At 62.1% G+C, this 22,322-nt stretch carries 19 protein-coding genes and 2 tRNA genes; 12 read left to right on the top strand and 9 right to left on the bottom strand.

The features are described 5' to 3' along the window. The first annotated feature begins 15 nt into the window (after positions 1 to 15). The 3 genes from KW842_RS13785 to KW842_RS13775 all read left to right on the top strand — a co-directional run bounded on the left by KW842_RS13785 (position 16) and on the right by KW842_RS13775 (position 4,057). Entirely contained in the window at positions 16 to 522 is a 507-nt protein-coding gene (locus KW842_RS13785; protein ID WP_218304656.1) for a sigma-70 family RNA polymerase sigma factor, read from the top strand. Next, positions 512 to 1,489, top strand: a complete 978-nt coding sequence (locus KW842_RS13780; RefSeq protein WP_229223673.1) for a FecR domain-containing protein — start codon at positions 512 to 514, stop codon at positions 1,487 to 1,489. Before KW842_RS13785 ends, KW842_RS13780 begins: the two co-directional genes overlap by 11 nt. Before the next feature lie 93 nt (positions 1,490 to 1,582). Further along, positions 1,583 to 4,057 (top strand): TonB-dependent siderophore receptor, encoded by a 2,475-nt coding sequence (locus KW842_RS13775; RefSeq protein ID WP_218304655.1) that lies wholly within the window; start codon positions 1,583 to 1,585, stop codon positions 4,055 to 4,057. Positions 4,058 to 4,163: 106 nt separating this feature from the next. Here KW842_RS13775 and galB read toward each other — a convergent pair whose 3' ends face one another. The 3 genes from galB to KW842_RS13760 form a co-directional block, all read right to left on the bottom strand. After that, a complete protein-coding gene (gene galB, locus KW842_RS13770) occupies positions 4,164 to 6,884 on the bottom strand; it encodes a beta-galactosidase GalB (protein WP_218304654.1) in 2,721 nt (906 codons plus the stop codon). Between the two features lie 113 nt (positions 6,885 to 6,997). Further along, complete coding sequence (locus tag KW842_RS13765; RefSeq protein WP_218304653.1) at positions 6,998 to 7,726, bottom strand: CPBP family intramembrane glutamic endopeptidase; 729 nt, start codon at positions 7,724 to 7,726, stop codon at positions 6,998 to 7,000. After that, positions 7,723 to 8,133, bottom strand: coding sequence for a hypothetical protein (locus KW842_RS13760; RefSeq protein ID WP_218304652.1), 411 nt, complete (start codon positions 8,131 to 8,133; stop codon positions 7,723 to 7,725). Before KW842_RS13760 ends, KW842_RS13765 begins: the two co-directional genes overlap by 4 nt. A gap of 222 nt (positions 8,134 to 8,355) precedes the next feature. Between KW842_RS13760 and KW842_RS13755 the strand changes: the two genes are divergently transcribed. The 4 genes from KW842_RS13755 to KW842_RS13740 are packed head-to-tail and all read left to right on the top strand — an operon-like array spanning position 8,356 to position 13,029. Continuing rightward, entirely contained in the window at positions 8,356 to 9,861 is a 1,506-nt protein-coding gene (locus KW842_RS13755) for an ABC transporter substrate-binding protein (RefSeq protein WP_229223672.1), read from the top strand. Then, entirely contained in the window at positions 9,858 to 10,823 is a 966-nt protein-coding gene (locus KW842_RS13750) for an ABC transporter permease (RefSeq protein WP_218304650.1), read from the top strand. Before KW842_RS13755 ends, KW842_RS13750 begins: the two co-directional genes overlap by 4 nt. Next, entirely contained in the window at positions 10,820 to 11,626 is an 807-nt protein-coding gene (locus tag KW842_RS13745; protein ID WP_218304649.1) for an ABC transporter permease, read from the top strand. The genes KW842_RS13750 and KW842_RS13745 overlap by 4 nt, the downstream gene beginning before the upstream one ends. Further along, positions 11,623 to 13,029, top strand: coding sequence for an ABC transporter ATP-binding protein (locus KW842_RS13740; RefSeq protein ID WP_218304648.1), 1,407 nt, complete (start codon positions 11,623 to 11,625; stop codon positions 13,027 to 13,029). Before KW842_RS13745 ends, KW842_RS13740 begins: the two co-directional genes overlap by 4 nt. Here KW842_RS13740 and KW842_RS13735 read toward each other — a convergent pair. Then, the gene (locus KW842_RS13735; RefSeq protein WP_218304647.1) at positions 13,024 to 13,509 is read right to left on the bottom strand and encodes a nuclear transport factor 2 family protein; all 486 of its coding nucleotides are present in this window, start codon (positions 13,507 to 13,509) and stop codon (positions 13,024 to 13,026) included. The genes KW842_RS13740 and KW842_RS13735 overlap by 6 nt on opposite strands. A 182-nt stretch (positions 13,510 to 13,691) precedes the next feature. On the opposite strand from KW842_RS13735, the gene KW842_RS13730 reads away from it, so the two are divergent. The 5 genes from KW842_RS13730 to KW842_RS13710 all read left to right on the top strand — a co-directional run bounded on the left by KW842_RS13730 (position 13,692) and on the right by KW842_RS13710 (position 18,217). Further along, on the top strand, positions 13,692 to 14,588 hold the full coding sequence (locus tag KW842_RS13730) for a LysR family transcriptional regulator (protein WP_218304646.1): 897 nt from the start codon (positions 13,692 to 13,694) through the stop codon (positions 14,586 to 14,588). A 9-nt stretch (positions 14,589 to 14,597) separates the two neighbouring features. Beyond that, the gene (gene cdd, locus KW842_RS13725) at positions 14,598 to 15,503 is read left to right on the top strand and encodes a cytidine deaminase (protein ID WP_218304645.1); all 906 of its coding nucleotides are present in this window, start codon (positions 14,598 to 14,600) and stop codon (positions 15,501 to 15,503) included. A gap of 98 nt (positions 15,504 to 15,601) precedes the next feature. Continuing rightward, positions 15,602 to 16,585 (top strand): DUF1852 domain-containing protein, encoded by a 984-nt coding sequence (locus KW842_RS13720; RefSeq protein ID WP_218304644.1) that lies wholly within the window; start codon positions 15,602 to 15,604, stop codon positions 16,583 to 16,585. 26 nt (positions 16,586 to 16,611) lie between these two features. After that, positions 16,612 to 17,646 carry a methionine synthase gene (locus tag KW842_RS13715; RefSeq protein ID WP_218304643.1) on the top strand — a complete coding sequence of 345 codons (1,035 nt, stop codon included), beginning with the start codon at positions 16,612 to 16,614 and terminating at the stop codon, positions 17,644 to 17,646. A 61-nt stretch (positions 17,647 to 17,707) separates the two neighbouring features. After that, the gene (locus tag KW842_RS13710; RefSeq protein ID WP_218304642.1) at positions 17,708 to 18,217 is read left to right on the top strand and encodes a flavin reductase family protein; all 510 of its coding nucleotides are present in this window, start codon (positions 17,708 to 17,710) and stop codon (positions 18,215 to 18,217) included. A 55-nt stretch (positions 18,218 to 18,272) separates the two neighbouring features. Here the strand turns inward: KW842_RS13710 and KW842_RS13705 are convergent. From KW842_RS13705 to tilS, 5 genes are all read right to left on the bottom strand, one after another. Further along, positions 18,273 to 18,365: transfer RNA gene (locus KW842_RS13705), tRNA-Ser, on the bottom strand. Between the two features lie 403 nt (positions 18,366 to 18,768). Continuing rightward, positions 18,769 to 19,095 carry a nuclear transport factor 2 family protein gene (locus KW842_RS13700; protein ID WP_229223670.1) on the bottom strand — a complete coding sequence of 109 codons (327 nt, stop codon included), beginning with the start codon at positions 19,093 to 19,095 and terminating at the stop codon, positions 18,769 to 18,771. 226 nt (positions 19,096 to 19,321) lie between these two features. Continuing rightward, a tRNA-Ser gene (locus KW842_RS13695) sits at positions 19,322 to 19,414 on the bottom strand. Between the two features lie 101 nt (positions 19,415 to 19,515). Beyond that, positions 19,516 to 20,763 carry an aspartate kinase gene (locus KW842_RS13690; protein WP_218304641.1) on the bottom strand — a complete coding sequence of 416 codons (1,248 nt, stop codon included), beginning with the start codon at positions 20,761 to 20,763 and terminating at the stop codon, positions 19,516 to 19,518. A gap of 144 nt (positions 20,764 to 20,907) precedes the next feature. Then, positions 20,908 to 22,308, bottom strand: coding sequence for a tRNA lysidine(34) synthetase TilS (gene tilS / locus KW842_RS13685; RefSeq protein ID WP_218304640.1), 1,401 nt, complete (start codon positions 22,306 to 22,308; stop codon positions 20,908 to 20,910). Between the last annotated feature and the right edge of the window lie 14 nt (positions 22,309 to 22,322).

Here is a 22,322-nt window from a genome sequence, read left to right as displayed (position 1 = left end):
ATTGAAGGGCGCCAGATGTCGGCCGTCGAACTCCTGTATTCCCACCATCACGGCTGGCTGTATGGCTTGCTGCAACGCCGCCTGGGCAACCATGGCGATGCCGCCGACCTGGCCCATGATGCGTTCATCCGCCTGTTGCTCAAGCCGCGCGCCTTTGACAGTGCCGAGGGCGCACGCGCCTATCTGAGCACGGTCGCGCGCGGCCTGTGCGTCGATCTGTGGCGCCGCCGCCAGGTCGAACAGGCCTGGCTCGACGCCCTTGCCGCCCAGCCGGCCAGCAATATCTGCTCGGCCGAGGACAGCGCCATCGTGCTGCAAGCCCTGACTGCGGTGGACGCCATGCTGCGCAAGCTGGCGCCGAATGTAGCGCGGGCTTTTGTGATGGGCAATGTGCTGGACATGAGCGACAAGGAAATCGCCGCCGAACTCGGCGTCTCCGACCGCATGGTGCGCAAATACATGGCGCAAGCCATGCTGCACTGTATGCAGCTGGAAGCCCGCTGGGGCGCCGATGCACACTGAGGCCGCCACGCCGTCGCACGCGGTGATGCAGCAGGCGGCCGAGTGGTTCGCCCTGCTGCGCTCCGGCGACGCTACCGAACAGGACCGCGCCGCGCTGCGCGACTGGCTGGCGCAGGCCGGCGATCACCGCCAGGCCTGGGCCTATGCCGAAACCATCAGCCAACGCTTCGCGCCGATGCAGGCCGTGGACAGCCGCCAGGCCGCCGCCGGCGCGCTAACACAGGTGCACACCGCGCGCGCCGGACGCCGCCGCCTGCTGGGCTGCATCGCCGCGCTGGCCGGCACCGGCTTTCTGGGCTGGGCCGGCTGGCGCCGTGGCGAGCTGTCGGAGGTCGCGCTGGCCTGGTCGGCGGAGCATCGCACCGCAACCGGCGAGCTACGCGATATCACGCTGGCCGACGGCACCCGCATCTGGCTCAACACCGCCACTGCACTGAACACCGATTATCAGCCAGCCATGCGCTGCATCCAGCTGGTCAGTGGTGAAATGCTGATTGAAACCGGCCATGACGCCCGTCCTTTCATCGCCGAAACCCGCCATGGCCGCATGCAGGCGCTGGGCACGCGCTTCACCGTGCGGCTGGATGGCGACAGCACCCTGCTGGCCGTCTATGAAGGTGCGGTTGCAGTGAGTCCGGCGCACGGCGGCTCGCGCGTGATCGAAGCTGGCCAGCAGCTGCGCTTCAGCGCCGGGCAGCTCCAGCCGACCGAGAACGCCGATCCGGCCCGCGAGGCCTGGACACGCGGGGTGCTGCTGGCCAGCGACATTCCATTGCAGCAGTTGGTGGCGGAATTGAGCCGCTACCATCGCGGCCATCTGGGCGTGGCGCCGCAGGTGGCGCAGCTGCGCGTGCTCGGCGGTTATCCGCTGCGCGATCCGGACCGGGCGCTGGCCATGCTGGAGACGGTATTGCCGGTCAAGATACAGCGCACGCTGCCCTGGTGGACCAGCATCGAGCCCAAATAAAAAATATTTACCGCGACAGTTCCGCTTTTGGGCGAGCACTTCGATTCAGAAGATGAAGCAATCTTCTTATTGATAACTGTCCGAGAGAATTACATGTCGAAGCAATCCTTCCCTACTCCCCGCGTGCTGGCGCGCGCCTTGCGCCTGGCGCTGAACGGCGCCGTGCTGGCCTCGCCGATGCTGCTGGCTGCGCAAGCGCACGCACTAGCCTCTGCCTCCGCACCCGCCGCGCGCGACTACCAGATTCCAGCCGGCCCGCTGAAAACCGTGCTGACCCGCTTCATCGGCGAATCCGGCATTTTCCTGGCCGGCACCACCGAGCTGGCCGATGGCAAAAACAGCCGTGGCGTGCAGGGCAAGTTCAATGTGCAGCAAGGCCTGGCGGCACTGCTGGAAGGCACCGGCCTGGAAGCCGTGCCCACCACCAGCGGCGCATACGCGCTGCGTGCCATCCCCAAGGGTGAACAAACGCTGGCAGCAGTGGTGATCACCGCCACGCGCGACAATATCAGCGAAGGCACCGGCTCGTATGCGGCACGCGCACTGTCGATCGGCAAAATCAACGCCTCGCCGCGCGAGACGCCGCACAGCCTGACCGTCATCAGCCGCCAGCAGATCGAAGACCAGGGCTTGTCCGATCTGAGCGATGTATTGCGCAGCACGCCCGGCATCGAGGTATTCAACACCGATTCGGAACGCGTCAGCTACTACGCGCGCGGCCAGGAAATCACCAATGTGCAGTTCGACGGCAACGCCGCCATTACGCCGGGCAGCGGCAACGGCTTCTACATCCAGCCCGATATGGCGACCATGGACCATGCCGAAGTGCTGCGCGGCGCCGCTGGCCTGATGCGCGGCGCCGGCAGTCCGTCGGGCGCGGTCAACCTGGTGCGCAAGCGTCCGCTCGATCACTTCGCCATGTCCGGCGCAGCCACGGTCGGCCGCTGGGACACTTACCGCGCTGAAGTCGATATTTCCACGCCACTCAACGAAAGCGGCTCGGTGCGCGGCCGTGCGGTGGCGGTCAAGGATGATCGCCGCCACTTCCAGAAATCGCGCTACGCCGACAAGGGCGTGCTGTACGCGGTGATGGAGGCGGACCTGGGTCCAGGCACCAAGCTGTTTGCCGGTGCCGAATACGCGCAGTTGAAAACCAACGGCGCCTGGGGAAATCTGATGGCGAATATCGACGGCAGCCCGATGAACTTCGCGCGCGATACCTATCTCGGTTCGGCGCAGAACCACTGGGACCGCGAGAACCAGCAGGTGTTCGCCACGCTGGAACAGGATCTGGGCGGTGGCTGGAACGCCAAGGCCAGCTTCGACTTCATCAAGATGAAACGTCTGAACGACGCCAACGGCTATGTGCAAACGCTCATCTCGCGTAACGCCAAAGACCCGAACAAGGTCAATTACCAGATCAGCCGCTGCGGCGAAAAAGACTACACCGCCGAGCAAAGCAGCTGGGACCTGTATGCCAGCGGCCCGTTCTCCTTGCTGGGCCGCACGCATGAACTGGTAATCGGCGCCAACGGCACCCGCGACTACGCGCAGCCGGTAGCCGGCTCCTGCGCCACCGTCAGCGGCCTGGCGTCGATGACCGGGCTCGATCCCTACACCTGGGACCCGTACCAGATCGCCATGCCGGAAGGCGCGCCGTTCACCGGCAAGTACGTCAAGAATCTGACCGAGCAGCAAGGGGTCTACAGCACTGCGCGCTTCAGCGTCAGCGATCCGCTGACCGTGATCCTCGGCGCGCGCATGAGCTGGTGGGACTACAAGCCGGACGCCATCGTCAACGCCTTCAGCGTCGACGCCGAGTTCACGCCCTATGTGGCCGCGCTGTACACGCTCAACGACAACCTGACCGTGTACGGTAGCTATGCCGACGTGTTCACGCCGCAGCGCGCCTTTGGCGTCGGCGGCAAGCCGCTGAAGCCTATCACCGGCCGCAACATAGAACTGGGCGTCAAGGGAGAGTTTTACAACAAACGCCTCAACGCCAGCATGGCGATCTTCCAGTTGGACCAGAACGGCAAGGCGGTAGATGACCTGAGCAGCCCTAACCCATGCCCGCCGGACTACACCAACGGCTATTGCCAGATCGCCGACGGCGAGCAGCGCAGCCGTGGCTTCGAGGCGGAAGTGTCGGGACAGCCGAGCAAGAACTGGAATATCTCGGCCGGCTACACGCTGAACAACACCAAGTATGTACGCGACACCGCCAGCAACACCGGCAAGGCGCTGCGCACCACCACGCCGAAGCACCTGATACGCCTGTTCACCACCTACACCCTTCCGGGCGAATTGAATCAGTGGCAGATCGGTGGCGGCCTCAATGTGCAAAGCGAGATCACCAGCCAGAGCGGCACGGCGTTTGCGCGCCAGGGCGGCTACACGCTGGCGTCCAGCTTTGTCGGCTACCGTTTCAGCAACAAGCTGAGCGCGCAGCTCAACGTCACCAATCTGTTCGACAAGGTCTACTACGAGAAGATCCGCGAGTACGGTCCGGGCTACTACTACGGCGCGCCACGCGGCGTGATGCTGACCGTGCGCGGCCAGTACTAGTTACTTGACCAGCACCACCGTGCCCTGGCTGACGTGGAATTTCTGCTGCACGGTGGTGTACAAGGAGTGTGAGGTTTACTGGCAGAAGTCAAAATCTGCTGACTCCTTAACGTGTGCTGCGGACCGTGATCACGGACTCCTTCAGGCCATCGGCCGACACACGTATTTTAATCGCTCCGGCGCTGCCTGGCTTGGCGCGGACGATGCCCAGTGCCAGGCCGTTGAAGGCGGCGCGTTCAGGCGACTGGAAGGAGACGAAGCTGGTCGCATCGCCATTGTCGGTCGCCACCAGCTCGCCCGGCCCTTCGACGCTGAATCGCACTTTGTTGTTGGCACGCGGCGCGGTCATGCCGTTCTTGTCCGTGACGCGCACAGTGATGAAGGACAGGTCGTTGCCGTCAGCCGCGATGGTGCTGCGGTCGGCAGTGGCTTCCAATGCGGCCGGCACGCCGGTGGTTTTCACCGACGAACGCGCCCACTCCTTGCCATCCTTGTAGGCGACCACGCTGATTTCGCCCGGCTCGTACACCACATAGTCCCAGCGCAAGCGATAAGCATACGGCGCTTTTTTCAGCTTGCCCTGCGACTTGCCATTGACGAACAGCTCCGCCTCGTCGCCGGAAGTGAAGACGTGTACCGGTGTCACTTCGCCAACGCGGTCCGGCCAGCTCCAATGCGGCAGGATGTGCAGCGTTTTTTCTTCCGGACGCCAGCGCGATTTGTAGATGTAGTAGCGGTCCTTCTTGAAGCCGGCCAGGTCGAAGATGCCGGTGTAGGCGCTGCGCGCGCCGTAGTACGGCGTCGGTTCGCCAAGGTAGTCGAAACCGGTCCAGACGAATTCGCCAGCAGTGTAGGGATTCTGGTCGAGCGAAGCGAAGGCGCGGTCGGCCGAGCTGCCAAAGTCTGCCGCAAACAATTCATAGGCACTAACCTGCATGGTCTTCGTATCACCGCCTATGCCCGGCCGCACCGCAGCACTGGTCACACCCGGCACCGGGAACTGGTACTCGCCACGGCTGGAAACGGCCGATGCGCTCTCGGTATGCAGAATCACCTTGTCCGGGAACTTCTCGCGGAACATCGGGAACTTGCCCGGCAGCGTACGGATGCCCGTGCCCTGGTAATTCAGGCTGATGACATCCACCGTGGTTGGCAGCGGCATGTCGGCCTGCGCCCAATTCATGGCGTTGGTCAGCGGACGAGTGCCGTCCTCTTCACGCACGATACCAGCGAGCTTGCGGCCGATATCGGCGCCAGCGTCACCGGTGTACTGCTCGCCCACCTCGTTCCCCACGCTCCACATCACAATCGATGGATGATTGCGGTCGCGGCGCAGCATCGAGCGCAAGTCCTGCTCATGCCAATCCGGGAAGATAAGGTGGAAGTCCAGCGGCGTCTTCTTGCGCTCCCAGGAATCGAACACCTCGTCCATCACCACGATGCCCATACGGTCGGTCAGCTCCAGCAGTTGCGGATCGGGCGGATTGTGGCTCATGCGCAGCGCATTGGCGCCCATCTCCTGCAGCAGCTCCAGCTGGCGTTCGGCGGCCCGCACATTGAAGGCGGCGCCCAGTGCGCCGAGATCGTGGTGGTTGTTCACGCCGCGGATCGGGATATGTTCGTCGTTGACGTACAGGCCGGAATTCGGATCGAAGCGCAGCGAGCGGATGCCGAATTTGGTTTCGTACTTGTCCACCACGCGGCCGCCGCTGCGCACCGTGGTCAGCGCCACATAGCGATGCGGCTGCTGCGTCGGCAGCGGTCCCCACAGGCGCGGATTGCTGATGGTGGTGGAACCACTGATCACAGTGCCAGCGCCCGGCGCGACCTGCGCACGCGGCGTGATGACGCTGGCAACGGCGTTGCCGCTGATGGCGCCCTTCTCATCCAGTGCATACAGCTGCGTGCTCAGTTCGGCGTCGGCCGCCGCGCCAGTATCATTGTCCAGCGTGACCTGCCACGCCACCTGGGCCGATTCACGCGACACTTTCGGCGTGGTGATCTGCACGCCCCACTGGCCGATGTGCAGCGGCGCTGTTTTGGTCAGCCACACATTGCGGTACAAGCCGGCGCCCGGATACCAGCGTGCCGATTCGGCGGTGTTATCCAGGCGAATGGCGATCTGGTTATCCGCACCAGTCTTCACATACGGCGTCAGGTCGATGCGGAACGAGTTATAGCCATACGGCCAGCCGCCGGCCAGTTGACCGTTGACCCACACGCTCGAATAAGCCATCGCGCCATCGATATCCAGGAATAGCGACTTGCCCTTGTCGGCGGCCGGCAAGGTCAGCGTCTTGCGATACCAGGCAGGTCCCCAGGTTTTCAGGCGGCCCATGCCGCCGTATGGGCCGGTGGTCAGGAACGGGCCTTCGATGGCCCAGTCGTGCGGCAGCTGCACGGCGCGCCAGGACTTGTCGTCGAAGCCGGCTTGCGCATACGGCGCCTGGAAGGACGGACCGGTGGCGGGACGCGCATGGCGCTTGGCAGGGTCTTTGATGAAGGCGTTGCCGGTCGGGAGTATCCACGGTTTCAGCAGCGCGGCATTGCTGCGGGCGATGCGCGCGGCTTCTTCCGGCATGGCGTCGGCGACCTTGCCGTCGGCGGATTTCAGCACTTCAGGGCGGATGTCGTACAGATAGGGCGCGGAGTTGTCGTCCGGGTCGCCAAGCTGGAAGCGCCAACCATCGTTGAACAGGATGCGCTGGCGTGGCGCCAGATTATCCGCCGCCGGCGCTGCCAGTACGACGGGCGCGATGGCCGCGCCAAATACCGCTGTCACCAGCATGACCATGGGCGCGCCCGGCCAGAAAGGCTGTGCTTTCATCAAACTCCTCCGAAATAGTGTTCACATGTCCAGTAAAAGTTGGGCAAATAACACTTCTGTGGTGTTTATGGTTGCGCAACCATTTATAACTATGCGGGAAGCCGGGGCAAAGGTCAAGCGCGCTGACCAGGTCGCAGCAGGTAGACGCCGTACAGGCACAGCGGCAGGACCGCCAGCAAGGCGGCATAAGGCAGGATCGACGCCTCCCCTTCGGCGCTGGCGGACAAGGTCGCGGTCACTAGCGCAAAGTCCCACACGCCGTGCACCACCAGCATCGGCCACACCGAGCGGGTGCGCAAGCGAATCGCGGCGTAGCATACGCCTTGCAGGAATGCGGCCGCCGACTGCCACAAGGCGCCGCTGAAATCGCCGGTGGCCAGGCCATTGACGCTGTGCGCCAGGCCAAACAGCAGCGAACCGGCCAGCACCGCCGGCCACACCGTCAGGCGCTGCAGCAGGCCGTGCAGCAGGATCGCGCGGAACATCAGCTCCTCGGACAAGGCCACCAGCGCAGTGTTGATGGCCACGATCAGCAGCACCTCGCGCGGCGGCCAGCCGCCCGCCCAGGCAAGCAATAGCATCAACAAGGAATACAGCAACGGAGGCCAGACCAGCCACGCCGATTTCAAGGGGGCCGGCGCGCCCAGGCCCAGCGCGCGGCGCTGGCCGGACAGCAGCACCACCGCGAACGCAAATGCAGCAGCCAGCAGCCATGGCAAGCCGATGCCGCCGCCAACCGAGGCCGCCAGCGATTGCTGGCCGGTGTCCGCGCCTAGCCAGCGGCCGCTGACCGTCAACAGCAGCCAGACCGCCAGCGCGGCGAGGGCACGCGTCAGCGTCAATCCTTCACCGCGATTTTCAAGGTGTAGTTGGCGCGTTCGTCGCGGCGCGCCGCATTGGCCATCAGATAAACGCTGATTTTGTAGGCGCCATCCTGCGCCACTTTCGCGCTGTAGCGGGCGCCGTCGCGCGAGCCGACAAACAGCGCGTCGCCCTCTCCCGGTCCCGTAACATTGAAATAATTGGAGCGCTGATTGGTTTTCAGCGTGACTGTCAGCGACTGGCCCGCGCGCAGGCGGATGTTGTATTCCGCCGTGTCGTGGGCGCGCAGCTTGCCGCGCATGGTTTTGGTTTGCGGCGCACCGCTCAGCTCCGTCATATGTCGCGCCAACTGGCCGGCCGCACTGGCCGGAGTGGAAGTCAGCACCAGCGCGCCGCACAGCACGGCAATGGCCGGCAAAGCATTCATGTCATCTCCCAGGCATAAGGACTCTGAGCTCAACCATATCACATGCGTCGGCTTGATGAGTTTAACACCGGGCCGGATGCGCTTTTTTTGCATAGCCAATCGCGGCCGGATCGATTAGTATGGCCGGCTATTCTGACCATTCCGACCATCGCCAGCAAGCCGTGTCCCGGCATATTGAACGCCGTCTTGAAAACGCATCCACTCCTCACAACACTATTCGCATTGAGTCTGCTCCCCGCTGGCGGCGCATGGGCCGATCCCGGCCATGGCGAAGTAACGCCGGCGGCGGCGGGCACGGTAACGGTCGTGGGTCCATGGGAGCTGACGGGACTGGAGCCTTCGCGTAGTGGCTATATGTTTACGCGCATGGAGGTGACGCAAACGCTGTTGGATGTCGATGACCAAGGCCGCTTGCTGCCCGCCTTGGCCGGCAATTGGGAAGTTTCGGACGACCAGCGCGAATGGCGCTTCTTCATCCGCCAGGGCCGCAGCTTCCACGACGGCACGCCGCTCACCGCCACCACCGCGCTAGTGTCGCTGAAACGCGCGCTGGCCACGCCTGGCGTGCTGCAACTTGCCGGCATCACCGATATGTACGCCGAGCGCGGATCGATCGTGGTGCGGCTGGCCAGGCCGCTGGCGCCCTTGCCGTATCTGTTTACCCACTACAGCACGCAGGTGCTGGCGCCCTCCTCCTTCGGCCAGGATGGGCGGGTCACGCGCATCGTCGGCAGCGGCCCGTACCGCATCAAGACGATACGCCTGCCGCAGCAATTCGATACCGAATTATTCGACGGCTGGAACGGCGCGCATCCGCGCGTTGCGGCGGCGCGCTACATCAGCGTTTCGCGCGCAGAAACGCGCGCACTGATGGCGCAAAGCCGCCAGGCCGATCTGGCGTTCACGCTCGACCCGCCCAGCATCCGCCGCCTGCAACACCAGCCCGGCGTGTCGCTGAAGGCGCAGGACCTGCCGCGCACCACCTTCCTCAAGCTGAACGCCGGCCACCACTTCCTGCGCGACGCGCGGGTGCGCCAGGCGATCAGCCTGGGGGTGGAGCGCGACGGCATCGCCAAAGCACTGCTGCGCGACGCCGACCTCGCCGCCACCCAGCTGTTTCCGCCGGCGCTGGCGCAATGGCATCAGCCGGCGCTGCCGCCGCTGCGCCACGATCCGGCTGCGGCCAGGCGCTTGCTGGCGCAAGCCGGTTTCCGTCCCGGCACGGACGGCATCCTGTGGCGCGACGGCCGCCGCTTCGCGCTGAAGCTGCATACCTTTGTGGACCGGCCGGAGCTGCCGCTGATCGCCTCCGCCATTCAGGAAGAAATGCGGCAGATCGGCATTGCTGTCACGGTCATCGTCGGCAACTCCAGCGACATTCCGGCCGGCCATCGCAGCGGCAGCCTGGAGATGGGACTGGTGGCGCGCAACTTCGGCACCACGCCCGACCCTACCGCCACCATGATCGGCGACTACACCGCCGGCGGTGGCGATTGGGGCGCAATGAACTGGCGCGATGCGGCGCTGGACCAGGCGCTGAACCAGCTGGCAGTGGGCGCAAGCGGCGAGCAACGCGCCAGCGTCGCGGCGCGCCTGCAATCGCAGCTGCCGGTCATTCCCGTGGTCTGGTACCGGCAGACAGTCGCCGTCTCGAACCGCCTTGAGGGACTGAGCATCGATCCGTTCGAGCGCAGCTACCGTATCTCAACTTTGAAGTGGGCCCAATGAACGCCAGCCTCGCCACCTTGAAACACTGGGCGCCGCCGCTGGGCCGCCGTCTGCTGCAAGCGCTGCTGGTGGCCCTGCTGGTCGGCACGCTGAGCTTCTTCATGACGCGCATGCTGCCCGGCGACACGGCGTTCCGCATCGCCGCCGGCCGCTATGGCTACGACATGGTGGACGCCGCAGCGGCCGAAGCCGTGCGCGCCGAACTTGGCCTGAACCGTCCGCTGCTGGCAGCGCTGGCCGAATGGTGGGGACGCCTGTTGCGCTTCGACCTAGGCGTATCGATGGTGACGGCGCAGCCGGTGGCGTCGGAAATCGCACTGCAATTGGGCCAAACCTTACGCCTGTCCTGCTGGGCGATCGTACTGTCGCTGCTGCTCGGCCCCGTGCCTGGCGTGCTGGCGGGCCTCAGGCCCGGCGGCTGGCTGGACCGCGCCACGCTGGGCCTGGCGCTGCTGCTGCGCGCGATGCCGCCGTTCGTCTTCGGGTTGGTGCTGGTGCTAATATTTTCAGTGGAACTCAACGCCCTGCCCGCCGCCGGACACACCGACTACGGCAGCATCGCCCTGCCCGCAATGACGCTAGCGGCCGGCCTGGCCGCCGTCTCGTCGCGCATCGCGCGCGACGCCATGGTGTCGGTGCGCGGCAGCGCCTATTACGCGTTCGCGCTGACCAAGGGATTATCCCCGGCGCAGGCGCTGTTGCGCCATGGCGTGCGCAATGTGGCCGCGCCGGTCGTGGCCTACCTCGGCGTGCAGCTGGTGTACCTGATCGAAGGTGTGGTGCTGGTTGAAACCATCTTCGCCTGGCCGGGCATCGGCCACGCACTGGTGCACGCCATCTTTGGCCGCGACGTGCCGATGATACAAGGCACGGCGCTGGTGCTGGGGCTGATGTTCGTGCTGTTTAACGCCCTGGTCGATCTCGCCTGCGCGGCAATCGATCCACGCCGCCGTCCGCGATGAATCACGACCTGACCACGCCACGCTGGCCCATGACGCGCATCGCCGGTGCGCTGATGCTGGCCCTGATCGCCGCCTTGGCGCTGCTCGGCCCCTGGCTGATCGGCATCGATCCGGCGCGCCAGACGCTGAGCCGCTTTCTGGAGGCGCCCAGCCTGGCGCATCCGCTCGGGCTGGACCATCTGGGCCGCAGCATGCTGGCGCGGCTCGCGGACGCCTGCCGGCTGTCGCTGTCGATGGCTGCATTGAGCGTACTCACCGCCGCCATCCCCGGTTCCCTGCTGGGACTACTGGCTGCGTGGCATGGCGGCTGGCCGGAGCGCATTCTGACCTCGCTGGCCGATGCGGTATTGGCCCTGCCCGGCCTGCTGCTGGTGCTATTGCTGGCGGCGTTTGCGCCGGGCCGGTTCTGGCCACTCTATGCCGGCATCTCGCTGGCGCTGTGGGTGGAATATTTCCGCGTGGTGCGCGCCGCCTCCCGGACGCTGCTGGCCAGTCCGCAGGTCGAAGCGTCGCAGCTGCTCGGTTTCGGCAAACTATATGTGGTGCGCCGCCACCTGCTGCCGGAACTGCTGCCGCGCATTGTTACGCTGATGCGCTTCGGCTACGCCGGCGCGGTGCTGGCGATGGCGGCGCTGGGTTTCATCGGCGTCGGCCTGCAACCGCCAACCGCCGAATTGGGCGTGATGATGATCGAACTGCTGCCCTACTACAGCGAAGCGCCATGGCTGATCGCCGCGCCCATCCTGATACTGTTCTGCACCTTGCTGGGCATGATACTGCTCGGCAGCGAGCGCAAGCCATGAGCGGCAAAATCAGCGCGCACCTCGGCGTGCGCAATGTATCGATCAGCGCCGGCACGCAGGTGCTGGTGCGCGACATCTCGCTGCATATTCCCGCTGGCGGCGTGTTGACGCTGCTGGGTGAAAGTGGATCCGGCAAGTCGCTGCTGGCGCAGGCCATCATGGGCAACCTGCCGGCGCCATTGTCGTGCAGCGGCGTGATCGAGATCGGCGGGCGGCAGTACGATGCCGCAGATCTGCGTTCGCGCCGGGCGCTGTGGGGCCGCACGCTGTCGCTGCTGCCGCAGGAGCCGTGGCTGGCGCTCGACCCCACCATGCGCGTGGTGCGGCAGATCGGCGAAGTGCATGAACTGGTGCTGGGGCGCGGTGAAACGGAAGCCAGCGCCGCAGCGACAGCAGCGCTGGCGCGCCTCGACATGGCCGATGCCAGCGCCAAGTATCCGTTCCAGATTTCCGGCGGCATGGCGCAGCGCGTGGCCTTCCTCGCCACGCACGCGGCGCAGGCGCCGATACTGATTATCGACGAACCGACCAAAGGGCTGGACAGCGACCGTCGCGGCGACGTGCTGGCCATGCTCAAGGCGGCGATTGCAGACGGCGTCACGCTGCTGACCATCACCCACGATGTCTGGCTGGCGCGCCAGTTAGGCGGCGAAGTGGCGGTCATGCTGGATGGCGCCATCGTCGAACGTGGCACAGCAACTGCGCTGCTCGACGCGCCGCAGCACGCCTACACGCGCTGTCTGCTGGCTGCCGAACCTGCCGCCTGGGCGATTGAAACAGGCCACACACCAGCCCACGAAACGCCGGTGGTCAGCATCCAGGGCGTCGGCAAGCGCTTCGGTGCACAGCGCCTGTTTGACAGTGTGTCGGCCGAGATCCGGCGTGGAGAACTGATTGCTGTCACAGGCCCCAGCGGCTCGGGCAAAACCACCTTCGGCAATCTGGTACTAGGCTTGCTGAAAACGGACAACGGCAGCGTACACCGCGCCAAAGGCCTGGCCCGCACCGCGTTTCAAAAGATTTACCAGGACCCGGCAGCAGCCTTTGCACCAGGCGTCAGCTTGCGCCGCTCGATGCAGGACCTGATCGACCTGCACCAGCTGGCATGGGAAGACTTGACGCTGCTGCTGGAGCGACTGCGCCTGCCGCCGGCCTTGCTGGAGCGGCTGCCGGGCCAGGTGTCCGGCGGTGAGTTGCAGCGCTTCGCCATCGCCCGCGTGCTGATGATGCGGCCGGCGCTGATCTTTGCCGACGAGCCGACCTCGCGCCTCGATCCGATAACGCAGCAGGAAACCCTGCTGCTGCTGCGCGAACACGCCAGGCGATATCAATGCGCGGTGTTATTGGTCACGCACGACCATGACATCGCTGCGAAACTTGCGCAGCGCCAGATCAGCTTATAAGCCTGGACGCTCGGTGTGGCCGATGATGGCCTGAACCTTTTCCAGCGCCTCATTCGGCACCGCGACCGACAGCTGGTAATGCTGGATCGCCAGCCCTTCAGGTCCGGCGCGCAGCACGCCGCTGGCCTGGCAGATGCCCATTTGCGTGTTCAGCTGCTCATCCCACCATACAATGCGGCGGTCCGGCGTGAAGTAGATATTGCGCTTGATCGCCTTGAAGTCCCACGCGCTCCCCTTGTCAAAGTACGGCTTGGCCCAGACGCGGAAGGCTTCGCGCTGCCAGTACTCGGTTTTGTCGGTGCCGATGTAGACGCCGTCCGGCGCCATCTTCTCGAAGTAAGCCTGGCGGCCGTGAGCGGCATCGTCATGCCAGGCGTCGATGAAGGCGCCGACCTGCGCGCGGAAGGCTGCGTCATCAGGCTCCGCAGCGCTGGCCAGGGTCATATTCAGGAATAACAAAACAGCGAGTACATAGCGCATTCAATACCTCTTGCAAGATGGTGGTCGGATACCGCCTCTTCATCAGTTGCACGATGTGCTCCTGCGTCGGAATGTTGGGCGATTGGATATCATACACGCCGGGGCAGATCGCATGGCAAAGATCATAACCAATGAAGTAAAATGGATTTTTCTAAAAATTTCATGAGTTTAATTCATCGATTATGTTGGAACGCATTCATCTCGCCACCCTGTTGGAAGTTGAAAAGCAGGGCTCACTGACCGCCGCCGCCGAAGCGCTGCATGTAACGCAATCGGCCCTGAGCCACAGCATGAAGAAGCTGGAACAGCAGCTCGGCACCGACATCTGGCTACGCGAAGGCCGCAGCCTGCGCCTGACGCAAGCCGGCCAATATTTGCTGGCCGTGGCGCAGCGCATGCTGCCGCAGCTGGAACTGGCCGAAGAACGCCTCCGCCAATACGCGCAGGGCGAGCGCGGCACACTGCGCATCGGCATGGAATGCCATCCCTGCTACCAGTGGCTGCTGAAGATCGTCTCGCGCTATCTGGCGGCGTGGCCGCTGGTGGATGTGGACGTGAAGCAGAAATTCCAGTTTGGCGGCATCGGCGCGCTGTTCGGCTTTGAGATCGACTTGCTGGTGACGCCCGATCCACTGCTGAAACCGGGCCTGCGTTTTGAGCCAGTATTCGACTACGAGCAGGTGCTGGTGGTACACAAGGATCATCCGTGGGCGGGTCAGAAGCAAGTGTCGCCGGAACAGCTGAACGAGGAAACGCTGATCACCTATCCGGTGCCGCTGGAACGGCTGGATATCTTCAATATGTTCCTGCTGCCAGCGAATGTGTCCCCGCGCAAGCACAAGACTATCGAAACCACCGACATCATGCTGCAAATGGTGGCCAGCGGACGCGGTGTAACGGCGCTGCCAAAATGGCTGGTGACCGACTACGCGCCGCAGTTGCAACTGCGCACCCTGCGGCTCGGGCCGAAAGGCATCCAGAAGCACATCTACCTCGGCGCGCGCGAAGCGGACTACAACACCGACTACCTGCAATCCTTCATCGAATTCGCCCGCCTGGCCGACAGTTACCCTCTTTAAGACGACATCATGCATCAACGTTTTACCTCCTTCTTCCCGCAGCTGAGCGCAGACATCCAGGCGGCCGCCCTGCCCATCTTCAATCGCGAGCAATTCAACGGCATCCTGGCACCGGCGGATATACAGGCATTGAAGGCACAAACCGGACTGGATGATGACGCGCTGGCCATCGGCCTGCTGCCTGCGGCGGCGGCCTATTCGGTCGCGCCGATCTCGCAGTTCCATGTGGGCGCCATCGCGCGCGGCGTCAGCGGCAACTGGTATCTGGGCGCGAACGTGGAGTTTGCCGGCGTGCCGCTCGGCCAGAGCATCCACGCCGAACAATGCGCCATCGTGCACGCCTGGTCCTGCGGCGAGACGCGCCTGGACACCATCACCGTCAACTACAGTCCCTGTGGCCACTGCCGGCAGTTCATGACTGAGCTGAACAGTCAGCGCGAGCTGAAAATCAGCCTGCCCGGCCGTGACGTGCTGACGCTGGGCGACTATCTGGTCGATTCTTTTGGCCCGGCCGACCTAGGCATCCATACGCTGCTGCTGGATCCGCAGGACCATGGCTACAGCATTCAGGGCAATAACCATCCGCTGGCGGATGCGGCGCTGGAAGCGGCGAACCGCAGCCACGCGCCTTACAGCCTCTCGCACAGCGCGGTGGCGATCCTGACCGACAAGGGCGAGGTGTACGCCGGCGCCTACGCTGAAAACGCTGCCTTCAACCCCAGCCTGCCACCCCTGCAAGCCGCTGTGTTGATGATGTACCTGAAAGGCAGCCCCGACGACCGCATCCTCCGCGCCGTGGTGGCGGAGGAAACGGCGCCGCAAATCTCGCAATATGCATCCACACTGGAAACCCTGCGCACGCTCGGCTGCGAGGACGTGCAAAAGCTGGTAATTACACGACGCATCAACCCATGAGCCAGACTCATGGTTTCATGAGATAAAATCATTTTTACTCATTGATGGATTAGCATAAAATTTGTCTTAGATAAAGACTGCTAAGTAAAGAACCCATCATGAGTAAAGAATTTACCTTTTCCATTCAGAGCATTTGTTTCGATGAAGATTATCGTCCTTCAGAAAACACGCGCATCACGACCAACTTTGCCAATTTAGCCCGAGGCCAGAGTCGGCAGGAGAATTTGCGCAACACCTTCCGGATGATTGACAACCGTTTCAATGCCCTTGCGCATTGGGATAATCCCAAAGGTGATCGCTACAAGGTCAATCTTGAGATCATTTCGGTTGAGATGAATATCGAGGGAGCAAATAATGGCCGCGCCCTTCCCCTGATTGAAATCTTAAAAACCAGTATCTTCGATCAGAAGAATAACGAACGCATTGATGGCATCGTAGGCAATAACTTCTCCTCCTATGTGCGGGATTACGACTTCAGCGTGGTGCTGCTGGAACATACCAGGAATCAGCCCGAATTCAGCACGCCAGATAATTTCGGCGATCTGCATGGGAAGCTGTTTAAGCACTTCGTAAATTCGGATACTTACAAAGCGCATTTTGGCAAACCACCGGTCATATGCCTGAGTGTTTCGAGCAGCAAAACCTATCTCCGTACTGAAAACCAGCATCCTGTGCTGGGCATTGAATACCTGCAAGATGCGTATTCTTTGACGGATGAATATTTCAACAAAATGGGCCTGAAAGTCCGCTACTTCATGCCTCCAGATAGCGCGGCCCCGTTGGCGTTTTACTTTACCGGCGATCTGCTGGCCGATTACACCAATCTGGAACTGATCAGCACCATCAGCACGATGGACACCTTCCAAAAGATTTATCGCCCAGAAATTTACAACGCTAATTCGTCGGCCGGAAAATCCTATCAGCCAAGCTTGAAGCACCAGGACTATTCATTAACCCGGATTGTGTATGACCGCGAAGAACGTAGCCGGCTGGCGATTGAGCAGGGCAAGTTTGTGGAAGAACACTTCATCAAGCCCTACCAGGCCATGCTTGAGCAATGGTCGGCAAATTACGCTCTCTGAATCATCAAAACATAAGGTCATCTATCGTGAAAAAACTGTTACCCACCTCGACTGCGGGCAGCTTGCCTAAACCTGCCTGGCTTGCGGAACCGGAAAAGCTTTGGTCGCCCTGGAAACTGCAGGATGCGGAACTGGCCGAGGGCAAACAGGACGCCTTGCTGTTGTCACTGCAGGAGCAGCAACACGCGGGCATCGATATCGTCAGCGACGGTGAGCAAACGCGCCAGCATTTCGTGACCACGTTCATTGAACACCTCAGTGGTGTCGACTTTGACCAGCGCGAAACGGTGCGCATCCGTAATCGCTATGACGCGAGCGTGCCGACGGTCGTCGGTGCTGTTTCGCGTCCCAAGCCGGTTTTCGTTGACGACGCCAGATTCCTGCGCCAGCAAACCAAGCAGCCTATCAAATGGGCGCTGCCTGGCCCGATGACGATGATCGACACGCTCTACGACAGCCACTATAAAAGCCGCGAAAAGCTGGCTTGGGAATTCGCCAAAATTCTCAATCAGGAAGCGAGAGAGCTGGAGGCTGCGGGCGTGGATATTATCCAGTTTGACGAACCCGCATTCAACGTCTTCTTTGATGAAGTGAACGATTGGGGCGTGGCCACGTTGGAAAAGGCGATTGAAGGACTGAAGTGCGAAACCGCCGTCCATATCTGCTACGGCTACGGGATCAAAGCCAATACGGACTGGAAAAAAACACTTGGTTCCGAGTGGCGCCAGTACGAGGAAGCTTTCCCCAAGCTGCAGAAATCCAGTATCGATATCGTCTCCCTGGAATGCCACAACTCCAAGGTGCCCATGGACCTCATCGAACTGATTCGCGGCAAAAAAGTGATGGTTGGCGCCATCGATGTCGCAAGCCATATCATTGAGACGCCGGAAGAAGTCGCCAACACCCTGCGCAAGGCGCTGCAGTTTGTGGATGCTGACAAACTCTACCCTAGTACCAACTGCGGCATGGCGCCCCTGCCCCGCCGGGTGGCAAACGGCAAGCTCAATGCCTTAAGCGCAGGCGCAGAAATCGTGCGCCGGGAAATCTTGAGCAAGTCCTGAGCCGAAGTCTGAGGCGGTGATTGAATGCACCGCCTCCCCGCATCCAGTTTAATTAACGACCATGCCCCACTCCAGCACTGCTATCGAGTCATTGAGGTTTCGCGAAGCACTCGGGCACTACGCATCCGGCCTCACGGTGATTACGTCGCACATCGATGGCGAGCTGATTGGCTTCACTTGCCAGTCGTTCTACAGCGTGTCGATGAATCCGCCGCTGGTGTCATTCAGCGTCATGTCCAGTTCCGCCAGCTATCCCGGAATCCGCCAAGCCGGCCGATTCGCCGTCAATATACTGTCAGAACAGCAGGTCCAGATTTCCAACCAATTCGCCCGGCGAGGCACCGACAAATGGCACGACGTCGCATGGCATGCATCGCCGCTGGGCAATCCGATCATTGCCGGTAGCCTGCACTGGCTGGATTGCGAAATCTACGCCGAACACACCGCAGGCGATCACCTGATCGTGATTGGCGAAGTGAAAGCGCTGGATCTGCAGGAAGCCGCTGCGACGCAGCCATTGCTGTACTTTAAAGGTCAATACCGCAACATTGGCGCACATAGCCCCGTTTGAACGCGGCAACGTCACCGTCAATGAAAAAACCCGCCGAAGCGGGTTTTAAAAGTTCTGGCGGAGACGGTGGGATTCGAACCCACGATACAGGTATAAGCCGTATGCATCCTTAGCAGGGATGTGCCTTCGGCCACTCGGCCACGTCTCCAAGTTGATTGCTCAACCGACCAATATAGTATAGGCAGGAGACGGTTTGGTCAAGGCACGCCGACGCCAGCAAACAGGTATCGCCGAATATGGAAAGACCGCCATTGGCACGCTGCCCCGCATGCCAAACGGCGATCCGCCCTGTTCGTTATCTGGCTGGGTGTCGATGCGGTAGTTCAATGAGACGGGCAGCACGGTCGGCCGTTCTGCCGTCCAATATCTGTACGCAAATTCTGACCTGCAGAGCATGTACATGGCCCGCCTTGCTCAGAGGCTTGATGCTAATTGAAAATGCGGCCGTCGAAGCCGGATCAGCAGCATCGGCCGCTAACGGCAGAAAAATCGCCAGAGGCAGCAAGAGTTGGCATCATTTTTTTCTCATGGAAGTCACTTGCTTTCGTGGCTTACTCAAGACTGGCATCGATGCGATGGATGAGGCCATCGCTGTTCACCAGGATGTCCAACAAGCCGATTTCATGCCCAAAGCTTCCGGTAAAGTCGAGACGGACACACACCCTGCCCTTTCCTTGGCGCTCCATCGATATGAGGCGGGTTCGCGTCTGATAACCCAGAAAGTAGCGCTCGATGTAGCGTCTGATGCCTGCGTGCCCGTTGAAACAATGGCCGGTTGAGGGATCGTCGATCAAAGCGTCAGGGGCAAATAAGGCCAATACGCTCGCAACATCGTAGCGATTTGTCGCGTCCACAAAAGCAGTAACCATCTTGCGCATAGCTTATTCTTTCCATTTGCGTCGTCGAACTCAGACACATGGTAAAGCTCGCCTGAAAATCAATCCTATTGATTCCTGCCGCAATCCTGCCTATTCCTGGCGAAGCAAGCGACCGACCTTTCTGGATCGGTGGCAGTACATTAAGCAATCGCGCAGCAAAAAAAACCCGCAGGTCCATAAGGACCAGCGGGTTTTTAATGTCCATCTAGCTAACTGGACTGTGTTCTGGCGGAGACGGTGGGATTCGAACCCACGATACAGGTATAAGCCGTATGCATCCTTAGCAGGGATGTGCCTTCGGCCACTCGGCCACGTCTCCTAGTCGATTACTCAACTATGTCCGCCGTGAAGCAGACGACCGTCATAGTATAGACCGTGATCCGTTTGGTCAAGGCAACTCGGCGGTTTTTTTGGAAAAATTTAAGCCTTTTCCAGTTCGAACGCTTTATGCAGCGCGCGCACGGCCAGTTCCATGTATTTCTCGTCGATCAGCACGGAAATCTTGATCTCGGAGGTCGAGATCATCATGATGTTGATGCCCTCTTCCGACAGCGTGCGGAACATTTTCGAGGCCACGCCGACGTGCGAACGCATGCCCACGCCCACCACCGAGATTTTCGACACTTTGGCGTCGCCGGCGATGCTGGCCGCGCCCAGCTGGTCTTTCGAGCCGTTCAGCACGTCCAGCGCGCGCTGGAAGTCGTTGCGCGGCACGGTGAAGGTGAAGTCGGTCTTGCCATCCACCGACTGGTTCTGGATGATCATGTCGACTTCGATATTGGCTTCCGCCACCGGGCCCAGGATGTGGTAGGCCACACCTGGACGGTCCGGCACGCCCAGCACGGTGATTTTGGCTTCATCGCGCGCAAACGCGATACCGGAGATGACTGCTTGTTCCATGTTTTTGTCTTCCTCAAACGAAATCAGTGTGCCCGAGTTGGCTTCCACTTCCAGGTCCAGCATCGGGTCGGTCAGCGACGACAGCACGCGGGTCGGCACGCGGTAGTTACCGGCGAATTCGACCGAACGGGTCTGCAGCACTTTGGAACCCAGCGACGCCAGTTCCAGCATTTCTTCAAACGTGATCGCCTTCAGGCGGCGCGCTTCCGACACCACGCGCGGGTCGGTGGTGTAGACGCCGTCGACGTCGGTGAAGATCAGGCATTCGTCGGCCTTCATCGCGGCGGCGATTGCCACTGCCGAGGTGTCCGAGCCGCCACGGCCCAGCGTCGAGATGTTGCCGCCATCGTCCACGCCCTGGAAGCCGGTGATGATGACGATCTTGCCGTCGTCCAGGTCGCGGTTGACTTTTTCGTCGTCGATCGACTGGATGCGGGCCTTGGTGAAAGCGGAATCGGTTTTAATCGCGACTTGCCAGCCGGCGTAGGACACGGCTTTCTTGCCGATCGCCAGCAGCGCCATCGACAGCAGGCCGACCGAGACTTGCTCGCCGGTCGAAGCGATCATATCCAGCTCGCGCGGGTCCGGCTGCTCTTGAATTTCCTTGGCCAGGGCGATCAGGCGGTTGGTCTCGCCCGACATTGCCGACGGCACCACCACAATGCGGTGCCCCGCGTCATGCCACTTGGCGACACGCCGCGCGACGTTCTTGATACGGTCCGTCGAACCCATCGACGTACCGCCATATTTGTGCACGATTAAAGCCATAACAGTGAGTTTTCCGCTCAAATAAAGGTAAATGGAACCCTAAACTCTACCTGCCGCAGTGCAAAATAACAAGTCAAAAAACTCATAATCTCATACTGAATAGACATATCTACATACAAAATTCGGCAGAAAGCCGTTCAATGTCTATACAGCTTGCCAACGCAGCCTGATCCGCCCCGCCCCGCTGCCGACATGATGGCAATCCATGCCGATGCCGGCGGCGAACAGCAGCTGGCTGGGGCTTTTCACCACTGGCAGCCGGCCGCGCTCCCACGCCGGGATATTCAGCGCCTGGTAGTGGTATTTGACCGGGCGGGTGGAACGATTGGGCGCCAGCTTGAGTTTTTCGCCGCCGCGCCGGAATTCGATCAGCAGTTTTTGTGCGCGCAGCCAGTCAGCATCCAAACCCTCCTCGGCTGGCTCGAAATACAACACTCCGCCATAGGCCGGGAAGGCCAGTTCGGCTTCGCCGTTCCAGACGAAGCTGGTGCCGGGCTTGTCGTCGAACTGGTCTTCGCGCGTACCGTCGAGGTCTTCCAGCTTGGGCGTCAGGTGCAGGCGGTCGCGGTAGCGGCGTACGTGGCAGTCCGGATGCGTGACCAGCAGCTGCGCGTCGTACTTGGCTTCCAGCAGCTGCGCCAGCATTTCAGCCAGCCAGGCGGTGCTCGGCATGCTGTAGCCGCGCGTGGCGAACCAGTGGCGCAACAGGTTGTAGGCGCGGTCCTGGCTCAGCGCGCGCAGCTTGCTGATGTCGAGCTGGTCGCCGTCGCGGGTGGCGGCAAGGTCTTGCTCGGCCAGTTCGGTCAGCAGGCGGGTGGCCGATTGGGCGTGCTGGGCGCTGCGCGCGAAGCGCTCCTGGAAGCCGGGAAAGTGCTGCTCCAGCGCCGGCATCACGGTGTGGCGCAGCGCGTTGCGGGCGTAGCGCGGATCGTCGTTGGATTCGTCATGGATGTGGCTGACGCCGCTTGCGGCGGCATAGGCTTCCAGCTGCTTGCGTGAGGCTTGCAGCAGCGGGCGTGCCATCACCAGCTGCCCGTTTTGCAGCAGGCCGGCAGCGGTGTTGGCGGCGTCCATGCCGGACAGGCCGGCCGGGCCGGAGCCGCGCAGCAGTTGCAGCAGCACGGTTTCCGCCTGGTCGTCCTGGTGGTGGGCGGTCAGCAGTAATGGCACGCCGTGTTCATGGCACAGTGCGCCGAGGGCGGCGTAGCGGGCTTTACGGGCGGCGGCTTCGGTGCCGGATTTCTTTTGCTCTTGCAGCTGGATGCGGCGCGCGTCGAACGAGACGTTGAGGGCGGCGCATTGCTGCTCGCAGTGCGCCAGCCAGGCATCGGCGTTGGGGCTGAGGCCGTGGTGCATGTGGAAGGCGCACAGCGTCAGCTCGTGCTGCTGGGCGTAGGCGTGGGCCAGATGCAGCAAAGCCGACGAGTCCAGCCCGCCGCTCAGCGCGACGGCGATACGCGGCGCGGCGCCCTCGCCTGTCAGCGCGCGGGCGGTGGCGACAGCTTGTTCAAAGGTGGACGTGAGGGTGGGCTTTTGCTGCTTCAATGTTTGCTCCAAAT

It is taken from the genome of Duganella sp. sic0402 (assembly GCF_019219065.1).
Taxonomy (GTDB): Bacteria; Pseudomonadota; Gammaproteobacteria; order Burkholderiales; family Burkholderiaceae_D; genus Rugamonas.
The sequence above is the reverse complement of the archived record's forward strand: the minus strand, read 5'-3'. Positions and strand labels throughout refer to the sequence as shown.

What these genes read in the sequence shown, in the direction of transcription:
- KW842_RS13740 (WP_218304648.1), top strand. Translation starts at nt 11,623, where the DNA reads ATGAGCGGCAAAATCAGCGCGCACCTCGGCGTGCGCAATGTATCGATC.
- KW842_RS13745 (WP_218304649.1), top strand. Translation starts at nt 10,820, where the DNA reads ATGAATCACGACCTGACCACGCCACGCTGGCCCATGACGCGCATCGCC.
- KW842_RS13780 (WP_229223673.1), top strand. Translation starts at nt 512, where the DNA reads ATGCACACTGAGGCCGCCACGCCGTCGCACGCGGTGATGCAGCAGGCG.
- KW842_RS13775 (WP_218304655.1), top strand. Translation starts at nt 1,583, where the DNA reads ATGTCGAAGCAATCCTTCCCTACTCCCCGCGTGCTGGCGCGCGCCTTG.
- KW842_RS13750 (WP_218304650.1), top strand. Translation starts at nt 9,858, where the DNA reads ATGAACGCCAGCCTCGCCACCTTGAAACACTGGGCGCCGCCGCTGGGC.
- KW842_RS13690 (WP_218304641.1), bottom strand. Translation starts at nt 20,763, where the DNA reads ATGGCTTTAATCGTGCACAAATATGGCGGTACGTCGATGGGTTCGACG.
- KW842_RS13730 (WP_218304646.1), top strand. Translation starts at nt 13,692, where the DNA reads ATGTTGGAACGCATTCATCTCGCCACCCTGTTGGAAGTTGAAAAGCAG.
- KW842_RS13700 (WP_229223670.1), bottom strand. Translation starts at nt 19,095, where the DNA reads ATGCGCAAGATGGTTACTGCTTTTGTGGACGCGACAAATCGCTACGAT.
- cdd (WP_218304645.1), top strand. Translation starts at nt 14,598, where the DNA reads ATGCATCAACGTTTTACCTCCTTCTTCCCGCAGCTGAGCGCAGACATC.
- KW842_RS13710 (WP_218304642.1), top strand. Translation starts at nt 17,708, where the DNA reads ATGCCCCACTCCAGCACTGCTATCGAGTCATTGAGGTTTCGCGAAGCA.
- KW842_RS13785 (WP_218304656.1), top strand. Translation starts at nt 16, where the DNA reads ATGTCGGCCGTCGAACTCCTGTATTCCCACCATCACGGCTGGCTGTAT.
- KW842_RS13760 (WP_218304652.1), bottom strand. Translation starts at nt 8,133, where the DNA reads ATGAATGCTTTGCCGGCCATTGCCGTGCTGTGCGGCGCGCTGGTGCTG.
- KW842_RS13735 (WP_218304647.1), bottom strand. Translation starts at nt 13,509, where the DNA reads ATGCGCTATGTACTCGCTGTTTTGTTATTCCTGAATATGACCCTGGCC.
- KW842_RS13720 (WP_218304644.1), top strand. Translation starts at nt 15,602, where the DNA reads ATGAGTAAAGAATTTACCTTTTCCATTCAGAGCATTTGTTTCGATGAA.
- galB (WP_218304654.1), bottom strand. Translation starts at nt 6,884, where the DNA reads ATGAAAGCACAGCCTTTCTGGCCGGGCGCGCCCATGGTCATGCTGGTG.